Source organism: Undibacterium sp. Rencai35W, from assembly GCF_049340185.1.
Lineage (GTDB): Bacteria > Pseudomonadota > Gammaproteobacteria > Burkholderiales > Burkholderiaceae_D > Undibacterium.
Window position 1 is genome coordinate 214,357 of record NZ_JBMPPC010000002.1, and the last position, 18,590, is coordinate 232,946.

Annotated in this window: 14 protein-coding genes and 2 tRNA genes; 8 read left to right on the forward strand and 8 right to left on the reverse strand. The window is 48.7% G+C overall.

Annotation, left to right across the window (positions count from 1 at the left end; all coding sequences use genetic code 11):
• Positions 1-45: 45 nt before the first annotated feature.
• The 3 genes from glnL to glnA form a co-directional block, all read right to left on the reverse strand.
• Positions 46-1,107: a nitrogen regulation protein NR(II) gene (gene glnL, locus ACO0K3_RS05015; RefSeq protein ID WP_422983162.1), complete on the reverse strand. Its 1,062-nt coding sequence runs from the start codon at positions 1,105-1,107 to the stop codon at positions 46-48.
• 97 nt (positions 1,108-1,204) lie between these two features.
• Positions 1,205-1,705: a DUF4124 domain-containing protein gene (locus ACO0K3_RS05020; RefSeq protein WP_422982495.1), complete on the reverse strand. Its 501-nt coding sequence runs from the start codon at positions 1,703-1,705 to the stop codon at positions 1,205-1,207.
• 192 nt (positions 1,706-1,897) lie between these two features.
• Positions 1,898-3,313: a type I glutamate--ammonia ligase gene (glnA, locus tag ACO0K3_RS05025; protein WP_422955455.1), complete on the reverse strand. Its 1,416-nt coding sequence runs from the start codon at positions 3,311-3,313 to the stop codon at positions 1,898-1,900.
• A gap of 531 nt (positions 3,314-3,844) precedes the next feature.
• On the opposite strand from glnA, the gene ACO0K3_RS05030 reads away from it, so the two are divergent.
• Positions 3,845-4,306, forward strand: coding sequence for a rhodanese-like domain-containing protein (locus tag ACO0K3_RS05030; RefSeq protein WP_422982497.1), 462 nt, complete (start codon positions 3,845-3,847; stop codon positions 4,304-4,306).
• 114 nt (positions 4,307-4,420) lie between these two features.
• On the opposite strand, the gene ACO0K3_RS05035 is transcribed toward ACO0K3_RS05030, so the two are convergent.
• Positions 4,421-4,900: an Lrp/AsnC family transcriptional regulator gene (locus ACO0K3_RS05035; protein ID WP_422982499.1), complete on the reverse strand. Its 480-nt coding sequence runs from the start codon at positions 4,898-4,900 to the stop codon at positions 4,421-4,423.
• 136 nt (positions 4,901-5,036) lie between these two features.
• Between ACO0K3_RS05035 and kynB the strand changes: the two genes are divergently transcribed.
• The 4 genes from kynB (at position 5,037) to ACO0K3_RS05055 (ending at position 10,282) form a co-directional block, all read left to right on the forward strand.
• Positions 5,037-5,690 carry an arylformamidase gene (gene kynB / locus ACO0K3_RS05040; RefSeq protein WP_422982501.1) on the forward strand — a complete coding sequence of 218 codons (654 nt, stop codon included), beginning with the start codon at positions 5,037-5,039 and terminating at the stop codon, positions 5,688-5,690.
• Positions 5,691-5,697: 7 nt separating this feature from the next.
• Entirely contained in the window at positions 5,698-6,954 is a 1,257-nt protein-coding gene (kynU, locus tag ACO0K3_RS05045; protein WP_422982503.1) for a kynureninase, read from the forward strand.
• An 88-nt stretch (positions 6,955-7,042) separates the two neighbouring features.
• Positions 7,043-7,915: a tryptophan 2,3-dioxygenase gene (gene kynA, locus ACO0K3_RS05050; protein WP_422982505.1), complete on the forward strand. Its 873-nt coding sequence runs from the start codon at positions 7,043-7,045 to the stop codon at positions 7,913-7,915.
• Positions 7,916-8,455: 540 nt separating this feature from the next.
• Positions 8,456-10,282, forward strand: coding sequence for a diguanylate cyclase (locus ACO0K3_RS05055; protein ID WP_422982507.1), 1,827 nt, complete (start codon positions 8,456-8,458; stop codon positions 10,280-10,282).
• A gap of 78 nt (positions 10,283-10,360) precedes the next feature.
• Here ACO0K3_RS05055 and ACO0K3_RS05060 read toward each other — a convergent pair whose 3' ends face one another.
• Positions 10,361-11,536 (reverse strand): acyl-CoA dehydrogenase, encoded by a 1,176-nt coding sequence (locus tag ACO0K3_RS05060; RefSeq protein ID WP_422959723.1) that lies wholly within the window; start codon positions 11,534-11,536, stop codon positions 10,361-10,363.
• A gap of 260 nt (positions 11,537-11,796) precedes the next feature.
• Positions 11,797-12,435, reverse strand: coding sequence for a LysE family transporter (locus ACO0K3_RS05065; protein WP_422982509.1), 639 nt, complete (start codon positions 12,433-12,435; stop codon positions 11,797-11,799).
• Between the two features lie 166 nt (positions 12,436-12,601).
• On the opposite strand from ACO0K3_RS05065, the gene ACO0K3_RS05070 reads away from it, so the two are divergent.
• The gene (locus ACO0K3_RS05070) at positions 12,602-13,612 is read left to right on the forward strand and encodes a hypothetical protein (protein WP_422982511.1); all 1,011 of its coding nucleotides are present in this window, start codon (positions 12,602-12,604) and stop codon (positions 13,610-13,612) included.
• 142 nt (positions 13,613-13,754) lie between these two features.
• On the opposite strand, the gene ACO0K3_RS05075 is transcribed toward ACO0K3_RS05070, so the two are convergent.
• Positions 13,755-13,829 (reverse strand) — tRNA-Arg (locus ACO0K3_RS05075).
• 250 nt (positions 13,830-14,079) lie between these two features.
• Between ACO0K3_RS05075 and ACO0K3_RS05080 the strand changes: the two genes are divergently transcribed.
• Entirely contained in the window at positions 14,080-15,984 is a 1,905-nt protein-coding gene (locus tag ACO0K3_RS05080; RefSeq protein ID WP_422982513.1) for an ATP-binding cassette domain-containing protein, read from the forward strand.
• Between the two features lie 253 nt (positions 15,985-16,237).
• Here ACO0K3_RS05080 and murJ read toward each other — a convergent pair whose 3' ends face one another.
• The gene (gene murJ / locus ACO0K3_RS05085) at positions 16,238-17,794 is read right to left on the reverse strand and encodes a murein biosynthesis integral membrane protein MurJ (protein WP_422982515.1); all 1,557 of its coding nucleotides are present in this window, start codon (positions 17,792-17,794) and stop codon (positions 16,238-16,240) included.
• A gap of 212 nt (positions 17,795-18,006) precedes the next feature.
• On the opposite strand from murJ, the gene ACO0K3_RS05090 reads away from it, so the two are divergent.
• Positions 18,007-18,097, forward strand: a tRNA-Ser gene (locus ACO0K3_RS05090).
• Positions 18,098-18,590: the final 493 nt, after the last annotated feature.

Here is an 18,590-nt window from a genome sequence, read left to right on the forward strand (position 1 = left end):
TTAGATCGGAACACTTGTGATATTCCGGCTTTCCAGTTACCTGCTTTAAGGTAGTGGAATTAAAATGCGGAAATCCGTGCATCCCGGTCGACTTTCACACTCAATGACCCCCATATGTTGTTCAATGAAAGTCTGTGCCAAAGTCAGTCCTAATCCGCTACCGCCATCCCGCCCAGATACCAGAGGATAAAAAATACGATTGCGAATTTCGGCTGGAATGCCTGGTCCGTTATCGATGATATGCAAATCTAATGCCAGCCTGTAGCGCACCTTGGCCAACGTGATCTGACGCACAACGCGTGACCGGAAAGTCAGCTCAGCATCGCCGTGTCGAATCCGCTCACTCAAGGCCTGTGCCGCGTTATGGGCAATGTTTAACACCGTTTGAATCAACTGTTCTTTATCGCCGCGGAATTCTGGTATCGATAAATCGTAGTCACGCTTAATACTCAAGCCTTGAGGAAATTCAGCAAAAATCAGACTGCGCACGCGCTCGCAGACTTCGTGAATATTGACGTCGCCGACGATGTGCGGCAAACGATGTGGCGCCAATAAACGATCTACCAACGTCTGCAAACGATCTGCTTCCTTGATAATGACCTGGGTATATTCACGCAGTTCTTTTAACTGACGCTCGGGCAATTCCAGCTCTAGTAATTGGGCTGCGCCGCGGATACCGCCAAGGGGATTCTTGATCTCATGAGCGAGATTACGTATCAGCTCTTTGTTTGCCTTGCTCTGATCGAGCATGCGCTCTTCTCTGTCTAGCTTTAGCTGTTGGACGTTTTCACGCAGTTCAATTAATACTGGCGTTGCAGGGTTATCCAGTGCCGTCACAATACTGTGCACGTGCAAAGGTTCGCGGCCTGCACGCTCCAGTGTCAGGTCTTGCCGCTTATCGGCAAACTGATGCGCAACTGCCTGCTCGAACACGGTTAATAACTCTTCACCATTGAGAAAAAGATCCGTTAATTTTAAATGGGATAAAGATTTTGCCGAGCTGTCCAACATACTTTCGGCAGCGGCATTCGCATACAGGATACAGCTATCGACATCCAGCACAATTACGGCAGATGTCAGCAAATCAAGTCCGGCAAACGAGGTCATAGAAGTAGTCAAAATGATCCATAAAAAAAGGCCGCATAGTGCGACCTTGTTACGCAAGCATCATGCCTGAAATGCTGATTTTTCAGTCCTTGAAGATTTATTTCAAATTACTGAGTTCTCGTTTCAGTGCTTCGATGTTTTTTTCGGTGCGACTAATATCATCTTTCATCATTATGGTGCGTTCTTGATATTTGGCGTAGTTCTTTTCATCGCCACGTCGCTCTGGTTCACCGTTGTTGTAGTCCTTCTTCAGATTCGCTAACTTTTGCTCCTCTGTTTTTAATTCATCTTGCAAAATCTGACGGCGATCTGAATCACGCGCTTTTTGGGTGCCTTCGTCCACCTTAGGAAAGTCAGCGGGAGATGATGCGGCTTTGGCTGTGGATTTTTTTGGTAAGACAGGGGCTGGTATCACCGTAATGCCTGGAAGCTCTACCCGCTTGCACCCTTTGGTTTCACCGGTATTTTTGTATTCTTTTTTACCATTCTCATCAACACACAAATAGACATCGCCATCAGCAAGCGCAAACGACGCCGAAGAAGCGAGCGAGCTGAGTGCGACAGCAGCGAAAATTGCACGACGTAAAAGTTGATTCATTTTGTCAAGGTTTGGTCACTAACAACTTTAGTGTATTCCAAGCAGGCTCATAGCACAATTGCCACGTACGCTTATCGGGAACTTACATGTGACAATCCGTAACAAGCGAGGAAAAAGTGTCTTTATCCACTAAAAAGACGAAAAAAAACGGGGTAATTACCCCGTTTTTTGGATTCTGTATTTTTTAAAAAATTACAGAGAGTAGTACATGTCGAATTCAGCAGGATGTGTCGTCATGCGCATGCGCTGTACGTCCTGCATTTTCAGTTCGATGTAGGCATCAATCATGCTGTCGCTGAACACACCACCGCGCGTCAGGAATTCACGATCTTTATCCAAAGCTTCCAGAGCCTGTTCCAGAGAATGGCAGACTGTCGGGATCAGTGCGTCTTCTTCTGGCGGCAAATGGTAAAGATCTTTGGATGCGGCTTCGCCCGGATGAATCTTGTTCTGAACGCCGTCCAGACCAGCCATCATCAATGCGGAGAAGCACAGGTATGGGTTCGCCAGAGGATCTGGGAAGCGTGCTTCAACACGACGGCCTTTTGGATTCGCAACGTAAGGAATACGGATCGATGCAGAGCGGTTCTTAGCAGAGTAAGCCAGTTTTACCGGTGCTTCGTAACCTGGTACCAAACGCTTATAGGAGTTAGTGCCTGGGTTCGTGATCGCATTCAGAGCGCGGGCATGCTTGATGATACCGCCGATGTAGTACAGAGCGAAATCAGACAAACCAGCATAGCCGTCGCCTGCGAACAGGTTTTTGCCATCTTTCCAGATTGACTGATGCACGTGCATACCAGAACCGTTGTCGCCAACGATAGGTTTAGGCATGAAAGTCGCTGTTTTGCCGTAGGTATGCGCCACGTTCCAGACAACGTATTTCAGGTTTTGTGTCCAGTCGGCGCGCTCTACCAGAGTAGAGAACTTGGTACCGATTTCGTTTTGACCTGCACCAGCTACTTCATGGTGATGCACTTCAACCGGAATACCAAGGGACTCCAAGATCAGGCACATTTCAGAACGCATGTCCTGAAAGCTGTCGACCGGAGGAACCGGGAAATAGCCGCCTTTAACGGTTGGACGATGGCCAGTATTGCCGCCTTCGAGTTTTTCGCCTGTTGTCCATGACGCTTCTTCAGAGTCGATCTTTACGAAGCAGCCAGACATATCGATTTTCCAGCGTACGCTGTCGAAAATGAAGAATTCTGGTTCTGGGCCGAAGTAAGCGGTATCACCAATGCCGGAGGATTTCAGATACGCTTCTGCGCGCTTGGCGATGGAACGTGGATCACGGTCATACCCTTTGCCGTCAGCTGGTTCGATCACGTCGCACTGCATGAACAGTGTAGTTTCTTCCATGAACGGATCGATATTGGCGGTATTTGGATCTGGGATCAGCAACATGTCAGATGCTTCAATGCCCTTCCAGCCAGCGATAGACGAGCCGTCAAATGCGTGGCCAGATTCGAATTTATCCATACCGAACTGGGAAACTGGAACAGTCACGTGCTGTTCTTTGCCTCGGGTATCAGCAAAGCGGAAATCAACGAATTTAACTTCGTTGTCTTTCGCCATTTTCAAGACTTCTGCGGCTGTCATTGCCATGTGAAACTCCTCAAATAGAGCTAAAAATAAATTCGTAAGATGCTGAGCGGTCTGCTAACCAACTTAGCTCTGAACCTGTGATTCCAAGCTGATTTTCCTGCCCTGACTGTCTTTATCGGACGTTCAGGATAAAAAAATCGCATAACTATAGTACACCAAGCCATTAGCAAAACTCACCGGGGATAATAGCAGAATCCATGCCATCCTCTGCACAATCGCAAAGTTCGGAATAAAAGCGCTAAACCTCTGTTTTCTAGACACTTTTCAATTTCAAGAGACAGTGCGTCAAAAAATCGCAAACCTAGAAAACGCACCATTTTTACGCAAATTTAACTTATTGCACCAAATTAACTCAATTCATGGAAAATAATGTGCCATTGATCTTTTTTGGTGCATTTGGTTTTAATGTGGAACAATCAATCCCATAGGCGGAGAGAGAATAAAATACCCTTTTGCGCCAGATTCCGCAGCTGAATATTGTGGGTATCATGCATAATCAGTCGGCTCACATTCACCAATCCACATTTTATTATGACAACTCAACTCATCGCTATTGCCCGTCAACGCGCTCAGGAACAAGGTTTGCCCTATGCGGGTGCTGTGACGCCGCAAGAAGCGTTTTCCTTATTGCAAACAGGCACTGGTGTGGTACTGATAGATGTCCGCACCAATGCGGAACGCGATTGGGTGGGGCGAGTGGTATTACCAGAAGTGCAGCACAAAGCGGTGCAATGGAGCACTTATCCGGGCGGCATACCCAACCCGGACTTTATGTCTGAATTACACGCTGTAGTTCCTGATACGACAGCTACCTTATTGTTTCTATGCCGCTCTGGCGTCCGCTCCAGACATGCTGCCAAGCTCGCAACAGAGCATGGCTACACCGCCTGCTTTGACATTTTGGAAGGGTTTGAAGGGGATAAAGATGCTGATGGCCACCGCAAATCCATCGGCGGCTGGTGCCAAAAAAATCTTCCTTGGGCTGGAGCCTGATTCAGGTTTGGCTTGGCTTATGGTGTGGGTTGTGATTTGACGTGTAATCGGCGGTACAGCTCAATCGCGACAGCGGTATTACTTTGTGGATGCTGTCCCTCTCCCACCTTCAAATTACTTATCAGATTGCAGCAAACCTGTGGCGATCTCATTCGTATCTTTCAAGGTCTGCAATACGATATTGGAGCGAATATCCAGAACGCCGGTTGTTTTGTACAAACGCTCCAGCACAAAAGAGGAGTAATGCTTCAGATTGCGCGCCTTCACCCGCAATAAATAATTTGCATCGCCGGTAATAATGTAAGAGCCGACAACCTCAGGCCAGCTTTGGAGCGCGGCTGAAAAATTTTCATGCCATTGCTCGACATCGCGCCGCATGGTCACCTGCACAAAGGCATCGACTTCCAGACCCAGCGCTGTCGCATCGAGCACCGCGCTGTAGCGACTAATAATGCCGGCCTCTTCCAGCATCCTGACCCGCCTCAGGCAAGACGATGGTGACAAAAATACCTTATCCGCCAGATCCTGATTACTGATACGCCCTTCGCTCTGCAGGAAGTGCAAAATCTTAATATCGGTCGCGTCTAGCTGCATTTCACATATTCCATCAATAATTGCATATTTATTCGCAGTTTATTCTACAAAAATGTAATTATCTATTGCAATTTGCAAGAACTCATCATTACTTTCAGAATAAAATTATTCTTATCAACAGCATCGAGGAAATTTCATGTCCGCCACCGAAGCAAGGCCTGACTCACATATCTGGGACATCACACCGACCATGCGAAGCGGGATGCCGGTCTGGCCCGGCGACACGGCGTATGCGTCGGATACCACTTGGCAAATTGAAGATGGCTGCCCGGTCAAAGTCAGCAAAATCAGCATGTCCACCCATACCGGCGCGCATTGTGATGCGCCATCGCATTACGATGCGTCGGGTGTCGCGATCGATCAAGTCGATCTGACGACATATGTCGGCAACTGTCGCGTTATCCATTGCATAGGCCGTACCACAGTGGAGCCTGAACATATTGCTGCCCAGTTAAACGGAACGCCAGCACGCGTTCTGCTGCGCACTTATTTCAGAGCACCGCAAGATCAGTGGGACGATCATTTTCCGCATATTGCACCTGCGACCATTGCCTTGCTGGCGACACATGGTGTGCGGCTGATCGGTATCGATAGTCCCTCACTCGATCCGCAAACCTCTAAAACCATGGATTGCCATTGGGCTGTTCAACAGCATCAGATGGCAATACTCGAGGGTATCGTGCTGGATGACGTCAGCGCTGGCGATTACGAATTAGTTGCCCTGCCGCTGAAACTCGCCGGACTCGATGCCAGCCCGGTACGCGCCATTCTCCGTTCACTTCCACTTTGATTTTTCTATGACTACCATTGATCGCCACCACTGCCTGAATCTCGATGCGCAAGATGCACTGGCCGGACTAAGACAAGAATTCGATTTGCCTGACGGTGTGATTTATCTTGATGGCAATTCACTCGGTGCCATGCCAAAATCTTCAGCAAGCCGCGCCCAGCAAGTGATACGTCAGGAATGGGGGACGGATCTGATTAAAAGCTGGAATAGCGCGGGCTGGTTTGATCTGCCGTCACGGCTGGGGAATCTGCTCGCCCCCCTGATCGGTGCGCGCCAGAACGAAGTCGTCGTCACCGATTCGACATCGATTAACTTATTCAAGGCTATCGCGGCGGCTCTGCATATTCAGGCCAGTCATCCTGCCAGTGCAGAACGAAAAGTGATTGTCACGGAGCGCAGTAATTTCCCCACCGATATTTATATGGCAGAAGGACTGACGCGCTGGCTGGATCGCGGCTATCAGTTAAGGCTGGTCGATACTCCCGAAGAACTCCACAAGGCCATCGATAAACACACTGCACTGGTAATGCTGACCCATGTGAATTATCGTAGCGGCTATCTGCATGACATGACAGCGATCACCGCACATGCTCATGCGCAAGGCGCGCTGATGTTATGGGATCTTGCGCATTCCGCTGGCGCAGTGCCGGTGCAATTGAATGACGCTAAAGCCGATTTCGCTGTCGGCTGCACCTATAAATATCTGAACGGCGGACCAGGCTCACCGGCCTTTATCTGGGTACCAACACGCCACCAGGAAGTCTTTTCGCATCCGCTGTCGGGATGGTGGGGGCATGCGAAACCGTTTGAAATGCAGCCTAGCTTTAGTGGTACGCCCGGCATACGGCGTGCGCTCTGCGGCACTCAGCCTATCGTCTCGCTGGCAATGGTGGAATCCGGTTTAGAAATTTTTGGTAAGACGACGATGGCAGCATTACGCACAAAATCGCTGGCACTCACCGATCTGTTTATCGAGCTGGTAGAAAGTCGCTGCGCCTCGCATCCCTTGCAATTAGTCACCCCGCGCGAACAAGAGCGCCGCGGCAGTCAGGTCAGCTTTACGCATCCGCATGGCTATGCCGTGATGCAGTCATTGATTGCGCGCGGCATCATCGGTGATTACCGCGAGCCGGCTATCATGCGCTTTGGTTTTACCCCTCTGTACACCCGCTTCAGCGATGTCTGGGATGCAGCCGAAGGTCTGCGTGACATCCTCGATAGCAAAGCCTATTCACTTAGCGGTGAACGCAATGAGGTTACCTGACATGCAGGCTGCCAGCGAGTACGCCATATCTGCGGGATCATCAGACCATACGTCATTCAATAATAAATACATTCCTTAAGCGACCATCATGAGCACTCAAGATCAGCACAATAACAATGGCGATAGCCAGGCAAAATGTCCTATGTCCTGGCATGGGGCAAAAATGGATTTCAGCAGCGACATGAGCTATGGCGACTATCTCGGGCTGAATCAAATCCTCAATGCACAGCATCCGCGCTCGCCTAATCATAACGAAATGCTCTTCATCATTCAGCATCAAACCAGTGAACTCTGGATCAAATTGATGCTGCATGAACTGCATGCCGTGCGTGCGCAATTGCGTGCTGGCGATCTGCCACCGGCCTTTAAAATGCTGTCGCGTGTTGCTCGCATCATGGATCAACTCGTCCACGCCTGGGATGTGCTGGCAACGATGACACCCAGCGAATACACAGCCGTTCGCCCGTACCTCGGCAACTCGTCCGGCTTCCAGTCGCATCAATATCGCGAACTGGAATTTTTGCTTGGGAATAAAAACGCGCACATGCTCAGTGTCCACGAAAGCAATCCTGACGCGCATGCCGCATTGAACGCAGCTCTGCTGGCACCATCAATTTATGATGAAGCGATCATGCTGATGGCGCGTCAGGGATTCACGATTGATGCTGCGCGACTGAATCAGGACTGGACTCAAGGCGTGGTTGCAAATGAGTCGGTCAAAGCAGCGTGGTTGCAGGTCTACCAGACACCTGAGCAGCATTGGGTATTGTATGAGCTGGCAGAAAAGCTGGTGGATATGGAGACGGCTTTCCGCATCTGGCGCTTCCGTCACGTGACCACGGTTGAACGCATCATCGGCTTTAAAACCGGCACAGGCGGCACCGCTGGCGTCAGCTACCTGCGCAAAATGCTTGATGTCGTGTTATTTCCGGAACTGTTTTCTTTGCGTACAGCTCTGTAAAAAACAGCAAAAATACCTAAACACCAAAAAAACTAAAAGTAGCGCAAACCACTGCACAACAACTCCGGTGACCAATGGCTAGGCGCTGGTCACTGGCAGCGCTTCCTATCCAAGATTGCGCACTGAACAAATAAAAATATACTCCCATATAGTATTAATTCAATCCCCACATAAAATATGCGCAATAAGGCATGTTTTATATGGAAAAATGGGGAGTATATTTATTCATCATTCTTATATCGCATCAATCTGCCCTCACCAAAGTGTGAATAGCTTCTAACCCAGTCATGTTCATTAAGAAAATTAATGAATTAAAAGACAATTTATTGCGCACATTCATTACAATTTGATTTATTATTTGCCAACATACTTGATTTGACCATCAGCAAAATAATATAAGCTGATCAGGCCAATGACCCCATCAAGTAGCTGAATACATTGATCGCATTAGATGTATTAATACCCCTAGCAAGCAGTTCCATATCGATTCCTACCGCACCGCTGATAGATTGTAGCGGTCAGTGTTAGCAAGGTGATGCCATGGCGACGCGCGATAGACAGCAAGAACCTGCCCCACATGATGGAATGGTGACTGGTAATCTATCGACCATTGCCGATATCGATCCGGTCAATAACGACGACATCCCTCCCCATCAGACCCCCTTGCCTCCACGCAGCTGGTTTGGTCTGCGCGAAAAACTCATGGCATTGGTCATGAGTGTCGCCATCCTGTGCATGCTGGCTGCGGTCGCAACCTTTTTCTTTGTCAGCCAGCGCTCGATGGAAATCGCCATCGAATCTCACCTCGCATCCGTCGCACGTCTGCACGCGCAGCGCATTGATGAGTTTAATAATTTCTTGCGCTCAGAATTGCAGCTCATGAGCAATCGAACGCAGCTCAGCAAATCCGTCAGCAGCTATATCGATCATCGCGGCAGCGACGCCCTGGAGCAAACCAATCAACTGCTCAATGATGCTAAACGCAGCGCGTCATTTATCGACAATGTTCTGGTGTACGGCATAGACGGCAAGCTGATTACCTCCGTCTCGGCAATCAGCCAGGAGTCGCAAGAGCTCGATGTCACGACGCGTGACACCTTACTCACCAATCCATTGATCACTGCCAGTGTCGTCGGTGCAGACGGACGGCGACTGATCAGGGCGGGCGGCCCTTTAATGGATGGACGACGTGTTATCGGCATTTTGGTCATACTGACCAGCATGGAACCGCTACGTGTCATCTCGGGCGGTAGCGCTGGCTGGATTTCAGAAGAACTCATCATCACCGAAACGGATGCCAACGGCGAGCCTCGCCCGATTACACCGCTGCGTTTTGCCATGCTGGAGGATGTGCCGGTCGCCAAACTGACCCGCATCCACGAGCCGCGTTCCAGCACATCAGAAGAACGTCATCTGCTCAGCGGCAAAGATTATCGCGGCGTTCCTGTGCTAGCCTATACCCATAATCTGGCGCAACCGAACTGGACCATCATCGTCAAGATCGATCAGGAGGATGCGTATAAACCACTGCGTGATCAGCGTAATCTCTGGCTGGGATTGATGCTGACGATTTTTATCGTAACAGCAGCAATCGCTGTCTGGCTATCGAGTCACTTTACTCTCCCAATACTACACATGGCCGAAGTCGCCGTGATGATTGCCAGCGGCGATCTGAAACGTCGCATGCAACATCCGTCCCGTGATGAACTCGGCATGCTGTCGTACTCTGTCAATCGCATGGCAGATAAACTGCTCGATGTCAGTTCTGAACTGGAAATACAACTGCGCCTGCAACAAGACCGCGCTGAACGCCTGAACGAACAACTAATCCACGCCAATAACGAACTGCATTGGCTGTCGCGCACCGATGCCCTGACGCGTCTGTTCAATCGCCGCACGCTCGACGAAACACTGGAAAGCGAATGGCTGCGCGCCACTCGCAGCAAACACTCGCTTGCGGCGATCATGATCGATATCGATTTTTTCAAACTGATCAACGATATTTCGGGTCATGCGAGCGGCGACGAATGTCTGCGACGATTCGGTGCCTTGCTGAAAGAGACGGCGCAACGCAGCGGTGATTTTATTGCGCGTTATGGCGGTGAAGAATTTGTGGTGCTGGTGGTGGATGCAGACCTGCCACATGCAATGGCATTTGCCGAGAGAATCAAAGCGCGCCTGGCTGACGAAGCGATTCCACATCCGGCTTCCGAGAACGGTCCTAATGTCACGGTCAGTATGGGGATCGCCGCGCTACATCCAAGTAAGGAGACCTCGCCACAAGTTTTGCTCTCGCTTGCAGATCAGGCGCTGTATATGGCCAAATCGCGCGGACGCAACCGTATCGAAACCTTAAGCGGACATTAAACCCTCTGTTTTAAAAACCCACAAAAAAGGACGCACAATGTGCGCCCCCTTTTTAATCGCATGAACTCCTCACCGGATTCAGAACGCGGCAATCCCCGTCTGTGCCCGACCCAGTATCAATGCATGAATATCATGTGTGCCTTCGTAAGTATTCACCACCTCCAGATTCACCAGATGACGCGCGACACCGTATTCATCCGAGATGCCGTTGCCACCCAACATATCACGCGCCATGCGGGCGATATCCAGAGACTTGCCACAAGAATTACGCTTCATGATCGAGGTAATTTCGACGGAGGCCGTACCTTCATCCTTCATCCGCCCCAGACGCAAACAACCTTGCAAAGCCATCGTAATTTCTGTTTGCATATCAGCGAGTTTTTTCTGGATTAGCTGATTTGCTGCCAACGGACGACCAAACTGCATGCGATCCATCGTGTACTGACGTGCTGTATGCCAGCAAAATTCTGCCGCTCCCAGTGCACCCCAGGCGATGCCATAGCGCGCTGAATTGAGGCAGGTGAATGGCCCTTTTAACCCCTCGACTTTCGGCAGCATGTTTTCTTCGGGAACAAAGACTTCATCCATCACGATTTCACCAGTGATAGAGGCGCGCAATCCGACCTTGCCATGAATCGCCGGTGCCGATAAACCCTTCCAGCCTTTTTCCAGAATAAAGCCGCGGATACGACCATCATCCGTTTTCGCCCAGACCACAAATACATCAGCGATCGGGCTATTGGTAATCCACATTTTTGCGCCGCTCAGCGAATAACCACCCGGTACCGTCTTCGCCCGCGTCTCCATACTGCCCGGATCAGATCCGTGATTCGGTTCAGTCAGACCGAAGCAACCTATCCACTCTCCAGTCGCCAACTTAGGCAGATATTTTTGTTTCTGTTCCTCATTACCAAACTCGTTGATTGGCACCATCACCAGAGAACTCTGAACGCTCATCATGGAACGGTAACCGGAATCAACACGCTCGACTTCACGCGCAATCAAGCCGTAAGAAACATAATTCAGACCAGCACCGCCATACTCCACCGGAATAGTCGGCCCCAGCAAACCCAATGCACCCATCTCAGGAAAAATAGAAGCGTCCATTTTTTCATGGCGAAAAGCATCCAGTACCCGCGGTGCCAGCTTCTCTTCACAATACACCCGCGCCGCTTCCTGTACCATGCGCTCCTCATCGCTCAACTGCGATGACAGCAATAAAGGATCGTCCCATTGAAATGATGCTTTCGCCATTTGTCTCTTTCTCTTTTAATTAATATAAAAATGCCAGAACTGGTGTCGTTCGTCGATGCGTTCTAGCTACTTTCTAGCTACTTTCTAGCTACTTTCTAGCTGCGTTCTAGCTGCGTTCTAGCTGCGTTCTAGCTGCGTTCTAGCTGTGTTCTAGCTGCGTTCTAGCTACGTATTCTAAACCTTCTGCCTTGCAAGCGATTTAATTCCCATCTGGATTTGTCACATATCAACCCAGACTGACTCACAAGCATTTCTGCCTTTTAATTCGTCGACAATTTAATACCAAAGCCTATCAGCGTCACGCCAGCAAGCTTGTGTGCGATCTTTCCTATCCACGCATGTTGTTTCAGACGTGTCGTGATGACATTCACCAGCAGCACGACGGCAAAGCAAAACAAAATCGTCAGGCAACTCACTGTCACGCCCATGGCCAATAAAGTCCAGGCGCCATGATGTTCGGCAGGATTAATAAACAAAGGGAAAAACGCCATATAAAACACGATCGCTTTGGGATTCATCAGCGTAATCAAAAACAAGCGCCGGAAATACCTGGTTCCCGCGTCCACACTTTGTCCCGCTGATCCTTGTCCCGGTAATGCAGACGGTTCCGCTACTTTTATCCGCAATAAAGTCACGCCGATGTAGATCAGATAAGCAGCCCCCAGATACTGAATCGCTTTGAACACCAGAGGATTTGCCTGCAGCAGCGCCGCAACACCTATCCCCGCCAGCATCATATGCACCCAGTCACCCACTACGACACCGAGCGTGCTGGCAAAACCTGCGCGCTGGCCATTTTTCCCTGTCGCAGCAACGATCCCCAGCAGCCCAGGACCGGGTATCGCGAGGAATAATAAAACCGTGAGTACAAAGGTGGGGTAACTGACGATACCAAACATAGTGCGCTCCTTATTTTTCATAACATAAAATAAAAGACTGCTAGCAACGCAGTTAATTTATGCTTCTTCATTTATAGATAGGCAAATAAATTTAAATACGATTTTGTTTTATCACATATTCGATCTAATATTTATTTTTGGTTTTTACTCTTTCATGGAAATTGAGATGATCAAACTAGATAATAAAAAACCAGACCCTAGAGCTCTTCATTTGCGCAAAAAACATATTCGAAAAATTGAATCTCAACCAAAAAATTGCTTGTTCCCAGGCTGTGAACACAAAGCAATTGGATCCCATCTATTACAAAAAAATGGAATCATGGATTTAATTAGCGACGTACATGGAAAAATTGTTACACAAGAAATGGACACGTTTACAAACCAAGTTCACTTTGTGAAAAAAGGATACGGCAAGCAAATTACCTTTCCTCTACTTTGCAAGACGCATGATCTTGAGCTTTTTAAAGAGATGGAAAATCCGAATAGTCTTAATCCATTTAATCTAAGGCATCAGCTCTTACTTTCATACCGAGCGTCACTCGGCGAGCTCTCAAAACAACGGGTATTCAAAGAAGCATCAATTAAATTTCTAAATGACAAAGAAATTATTCGAGATTATGGAATAAGTGCATTAGAACGTAACAAAGAATATTGGGATCTTTGTTTTGAGGAGTCAAGTTATTATTGTGAGTCACTAGGATATCAACTTGGTTTTTCTAGCACCCCATCTACTTGGCAGACAAAATTTATATTTGCTATAAAGGAAATCGATTTCCTACCAATTTGTTGCTCTACGATCTTCTCTGACATTAAAGGTGTAGCTAATTGTGCAGGCTGGAGAGAGCGTACGAACCGAACCGTTGGTGATATACCAATTTATATACCTCCATCTGTTCTATTTCATATAATTCCCGGATCTAATTCAACATATGTAATTTATGGTTATGCAGAATCGGAGGGGGATCGAATATCTTGGTCAAAAGCAGAAGTGGAAAATGAAAAAAAAGACCTCTGGCTAAGGCGAATTAACGAAATATTACTACTCTCAGTAGAGTCTTGGTACTGTTCTCCTGATTTTTACACCACGAACATAGCGCCAAGAAAAGAAATGATTGAATCCTTCATCAGCGAAAGAATTTTTGAAAAGTCTTTTGATATACCTTTCTCACTTTTTTAACATAATGTTTTTAAATCTATCCAAAGAACCTCGTTAACAGATTCGCCATTAGTAAATTAGGTATGAAAATTCAATATAACAGTAGAACTAACCATGGATACTGCTAATTTTTCTACGTTCGTGATTTTTCGCACGGATTTGATGGTCCCTCCGACAAGAATCGAACTTGTATCCCACGCTTAGGAGGCATGTGCACTATCCATTGTGCTACGGAGAGACTCTATTCGAGCACTAGATACCGCCATGCTCTTTGAAGAGAGCAGCATCTTACCTGAGCGTGGCATAACAAGCAATTGACGGCTTTTGCGATAGAAGGCTCGGGCTCAAGTACAATAGTGCCTTTATTCATCCAATTTCAGCGGATTTCGGTTGCTTCAGGCGGCATTTTTCAGACAACATTGACCTTCTCACTCAATCACCGACACTCCCGGCTTTAGTTAAATCACACCCTCGTTTACCAGGTATTTATGGCAGTCATTTCACTCAGCAATGCCCAATTGGCATTCGGTCACGTCGCCCTGCTCGATCACGCAGAATTTTCTATTGAGTCCGCCGAGCGCGTTGGCCTGATCGGTCGTAATGGCACAGGCAAATCGTCTCTACTCAAAATCATTGCCGGCACATCGAAGCTGGACGACGGTCTGCTGGTAATGCAGCAAGGTATCAAGATCGCCTATGTTGAGCAAGAGCCGCAATTCTCGCCAGATATCAGCGTGTTTGATGCGGTCGCCTCCGGTATGGGTGAGATGGCAGCCTTGCTCGCTGAGTACGAAGCGCTGACCGGACAGTTTGGTGGCGATAACGACGACGCGCTGATGGAGCGTATGCATGATATCCAGATCAAACTCGATGCGGCGGATGCATGGAGCCTGACCAACAAAGTTGAGACCACGCTGGACAAACTCAATCTCAGCAAAGACGCCATCATGAGCACCCTGTCAGGTGGGATGAAGAAGCGTGTTGCCCTGGCATGCGCGCTGGTGAGCGCACCGGATGTACTGCTGCTCGATGAACCGACCAACCATCTGGATTTTTCGTCGATCAAATGGCTGGAAGGTTTGCTGCGCGATTTTAAGGGCAGCGTACTATTCATCACCCATGATCGTAGCTTCCTCGATAACGTGGCGACCCGCATCATTGAATTAGATCGCGGCAAAATCACGTCCTACCCGGGCAATTTCACCACATATCAAACGCGTAAAGAAGAACAACTCGAAAACGAAGAAGTCGAAAACGCCAAGTTTGATAAGTTCCTCGCTCAGGAAGAAATCTGGATACGTAAAGGCGTCAAAGCCCGCCGCGTTCGTGATGAAGGCCGCGTCAAACGTTTAGAAAATTTGCGCCTGCAACGCAGTGCGCGTCGTGATCAGCAGGGTCAGGTCAAGCTCGATGTGACGACAGGAGAGCGCTCCGGCAAGATCGTGGCGGAATTGGAAAACGTCTGCAAATCCTTTGGCGAAAAAGTCATCGTACGCGACTTCTCCAGCATCATTATGCGCGGCGACAAGATCGGTCTGATTGGTCAGAACGGCGCTGGCAAAACCACGCTGCTGAAGCTGATTCTGGGGCAAGATGAGCCGGACAGCGGCCTGATCAAACAAGGTAGCAAATTACAGATAGCCTACTTCGATCAGATGCGCGCGCAATTAAATGACGAAATGAGTTTGGCCGATACCATCGCACCAGGTAGCGATTTCGTCGAGATCAATGGACAGCGCAAGCACGTCATGTCCTACCTCGGCGACTTCCTGTTCGCACCGGAACGCGCACGCTCACCGGTAAAATCTTTATCCGGCGGCGAACGCAACCGACTGTTACTGGCGCGCTTGTTTGCCAAGCCAGCGAACGTACTGGTACTCGATGAACCGACCAATGATCTGGACATCGATACGCTGGAATTGCTGGAAGAATTATTAGAAGACTACGACGGCACCGTGTTCTTGGTCAGCCATGACCGCACCTTCCTCGACAACGTCGTTACGCAAGTAATCGTCTCCGAGGGCGATGGTCAATGGGGCGAATTTATCGGTGGTTATTCAGATTGGGAACGCTATCGCAACTCTACGCCACTAGTCAAAACAAGCACGAAGCCAGACACAAAATCAGAGTCAAAAACAGATGCAAAAACAAATGCGCCAGCACCCGCCGCGAAACAAAAGAAGCTCAGTTATAAAGAGCAACGCGAGTTAGATGAATTGCCGAATCTGATCGCAACGATGGAAGCGGAACAAAAAGCGATCACTGAAAAACTCAACGATGTGAATCTCTACAAAAACGGTGCAGATGAAGCCAATAAGCTGAACGCACGCTATGCAGAGCTGGATGAGTTACTTATCGAAGCACTGGATAAATGGGAAAAAATCGCAGGCTAAATTGCGGTGACAGTATCGCAGGCAAATAAAAAACGGGGCACATGATTGCCCCGTTTTTTTTAAAAAATCTGCTCAACGCAGAAGATTACTGACACTACCGATTTGCGATTCTGACTCATCTCACATCACAGCTGATCCCACACCTTAACTCCACAACCCGATCGCGCAACACCAATGCGGCTTTCCAGCCATTATTGGTCTGGAAGGCGCATCCAGTATGCGGTTTGCCTTTCCGGAACTACCCTAATACGAATTACTTAACCGCTTTACGAAAATCCTTTAAGCGGAATCCCATCGCAAACAAGGCAGAAAAATACGTCAGCATACAAGCCACAATCACACCGCCCAATATCGCAATCCTTGTGAGCTTATGCGGCTTCAATCCTATCCAGTCCACTTGAGCGGACAAGAAAAACGCAACACCACCCATCAAAAGCAAGGCAACCAGCAATTTAAGCAAAAACTTCATCCAGCCAGATTCTGGTGTATAGATGCCACGCTTTCTCAGTCCTGCGTATAAAAACGCCGCATTGATACAAGCGCCCAGGCCAACAGATAAAGCCAAGCCGACATGCCCCATTTTTAAACCACCCAAAAACAGCAGATTCATTAACTGCGTGCAGACCAATACGCCAATCGCGATCTTCACCGGCGTGCGTATATCCTGTTTGGCATAAAAACCTGGAGCGAGAATTTTGACCAGAATCAATCCCATCAGGCCAACACCATACGCACTGACCGCCTGCGACGTCATATGCACCGCATCTGCACCGAATTTACCGTTATGAAATAACGTCGCCGTCAGCGCATCGGGCAACGTCCCCAGCGCGACCGCCGCAGGCATCGCCAACAGACAGGTCAGACGCAAACCCCAGTCAAGCAGCGAGGAATATTCTTTCGTATCCGACTCAAAATTCGCCTTGGATAAACTTGGCAACAAAATCGTCCCCAAAGCCACACCCAGCAAAGCACTAGGAAATTCCATCAAACGATCGGCAGACGCCAGCCACGAAATACTACCGTCCGGCAAATAAGACGCCCAGGTTGAATTAATCAAGATACTGATTTGCGTCGCAGACACCGCCAGAACAGCCGGCCCCATCTGACGCAAGGCCCGCTTCACACCAGGATCGCGCAACGCAAAAAACGGATTCATCCGGAAGCGCGGCAATACGCCCAGCTTCATCAAAGCAGGAACTTGAATCACCACCTGCAACACACCACCCACAAATACCGCAATCGCTAATGCATAGACAGGTTGCGCAAGATACGGTGCTAAAAAAATCGACGCCGCAATAAAAGACAGATTCAATAAAACCGGCGTAAAAGCAGGAATTTTAAATTCACGCCAGGTATTCAAAATTCCACTGGATAAAGCCACCAACGACATAAAACCAATGTACGGAAACATAATCCGCGTCATCACCACGGTCGCCTCGAACTTATCCGGATTTTGGGCAAAACCAGACGAGAACAAATACACCAACACCGGCGCACCGACCACACCCAATATGCAAGTAGCCAGCAGCGTCCACGCCAGCACCGTGGCTACATGATCGATCAACTCCTTGGTAACGACATCGCCTTTTTGATTTTTATATTCGGCGAGAATAGGAACGAAAGCCTGAGAAAAAGCACCCTCAGCAAACAAGCGGCGAAAAAAATTCGGAATCCGGAAAGCCGCGTTATACGCATCCGTCAGCGCCGTCGCACCAAAATAATTATTGATCAGCACATCACGGACTAGCCCCGTAATACGTGACAACATCGTCATGCCACTAATCGTGGCGAGCGTTTTGAGTAGGTTCATGGAGCGGCATTATAACGTTTGCAAGCGCTAGCAACCCACCAGAAAATGAGTCGCGACGCAGGCACTGGCAACAGTCAAATTAATACGAGTAGTCAATGGCACCAGAGCAGGCCAAAAACCAAGGAAAAATCGGCTGCGGGAATAAAATATTTGCCCTGAAATCTTTATCTGCTATAATTGCGAGCTTCGCAAATGAGCAACACTGCGAAACTGGAGAGATGGATGAGTGGTTTAAGTCACACGCCTGGAAAGCGTGCGTAGGTTCATAGCCTACCGGGGGTTCGAATCCCCCTTTCTCCGCCAGAATTTATAAGGCCCTCCTCGTGAGGGCCTTATTTTTTGCGCTATTCAAATCTACTGCGCTGTTCAAAATCAATTTCCCGTTAATTGTAACCGAGCGCAAAATTTTGCACTGGTTTGCGCGTAACTTTGCACACGAGGCGTAAGTTTAAAAGTGTCATGGGACTATTCCGAGTACGCTTGTTACGATTATTTGGCTTTGGTCCGCCAAAATAGCCCACCTAACACATAAGCGATGGCGCATGCCAGTACGCAGCCAACGAGTGGAAGAACCCAGGGGCGGTCGTCATTGCCAGTGGTATCCACACATTTTTGCTCAGCGTAAACCACCCACGGCGGAATACTTTGTGGCTGTATTTCCGGCTTTCCCTCAGCCCGCTGCTTCAAAAGCGCATCAAGACAGTCTGAGGAGCTACCCTGAGGCGAGCATTCTTTTAGTTCGGGCAGATTCAGCGCGGACTCACGATTTGCTTTCGACTCCAAAAGCGAGCCGCAT

Coding starts and splice junctions, on each gene's coding strand:
- glnL (WP_422983162.1), bottom strand. CDS start 1,107: ATGACCTCGTTTGCCGGACTTGATTTGCTGACATCTGCCGTAATTGTG.
- ACO0K3_RS05020 (WP_422982495.1), bottom strand. CDS start 1,705: ATGAATCAACTTTTACGTCGTGCAATTTTCGCTGCTGTCGCACTCAGC.
- glnA (WP_422955455.1), bottom strand. CDS start 3,313: ATGGCAATGACAGCCGCAGAAGTCTTGAAAATGGCGAAAGACAACGAA.
- ACO0K3_RS05030 (WP_422982497.1), top strand. CDS start 3,845: ATGACAACTCAACTCATCGCTATTGCCCGTCAACGCGCTCAGGAACAA.
- ACO0K3_RS05035 (WP_422982499.1), bottom strand. CDS start 4,900: ATGCAGCTAGACGCGACCGATATTAAGATTTTGCACTTCCTGCAGAGC.
- kynB (WP_422982501.1), top strand. CDS start 5,037: ATGTCCGCCACCGAAGCAAGGCCTGACTCACATATCTGGGACATCACA.
- kynU (WP_422982503.1), top strand. CDS start 5,698: ATGACTACCATTGATCGCCACCACTGCCTGAATCTCGATGCGCAAGAT.
- kynA (WP_422982505.1), top strand. CDS start 7,043: ATGAGCACTCAAGATCAGCACAATAACAATGGCGATAGCCAGGCAAAA.
- ACO0K3_RS05055 (WP_422982507.1), top strand. CDS start 8,456: ATGGCGACGCGCGATAGACAGCAAGAACCTGCCCCACATGATGGAATG.
- ACO0K3_RS05060 (WP_422959723.1), bottom strand. CDS start 11,536: ATGGCGAAAGCATCATTTCAATGGGACGATCCTTTATTGCTGTCATCG.
- ACO0K3_RS05065 (WP_422982509.1), bottom strand. CDS start 12,435: ATGTTTGGTATCGTCAGTTACCCCACCTTTGTACTCACGGTTTTATTA.
- ACO0K3_RS05070 (WP_422982511.1), top strand. CDS start 12,602: ATGATCAAACTAGATAATAAAAAACCAGACCCTAGAGCTCTTCATTTG.
- ACO0K3_RS05080 (WP_422982513.1), top strand. CDS start 14,080: ATGGCAGTCATTTCACTCAGCAATGCCCAATTGGCATTCGGTCACGTC.
- murJ (WP_422982515.1), bottom strand. CDS start 17,794: ATGAACCTACTCAAAACGCTCGCCACGATTAGTGGCATGACGATGTTG.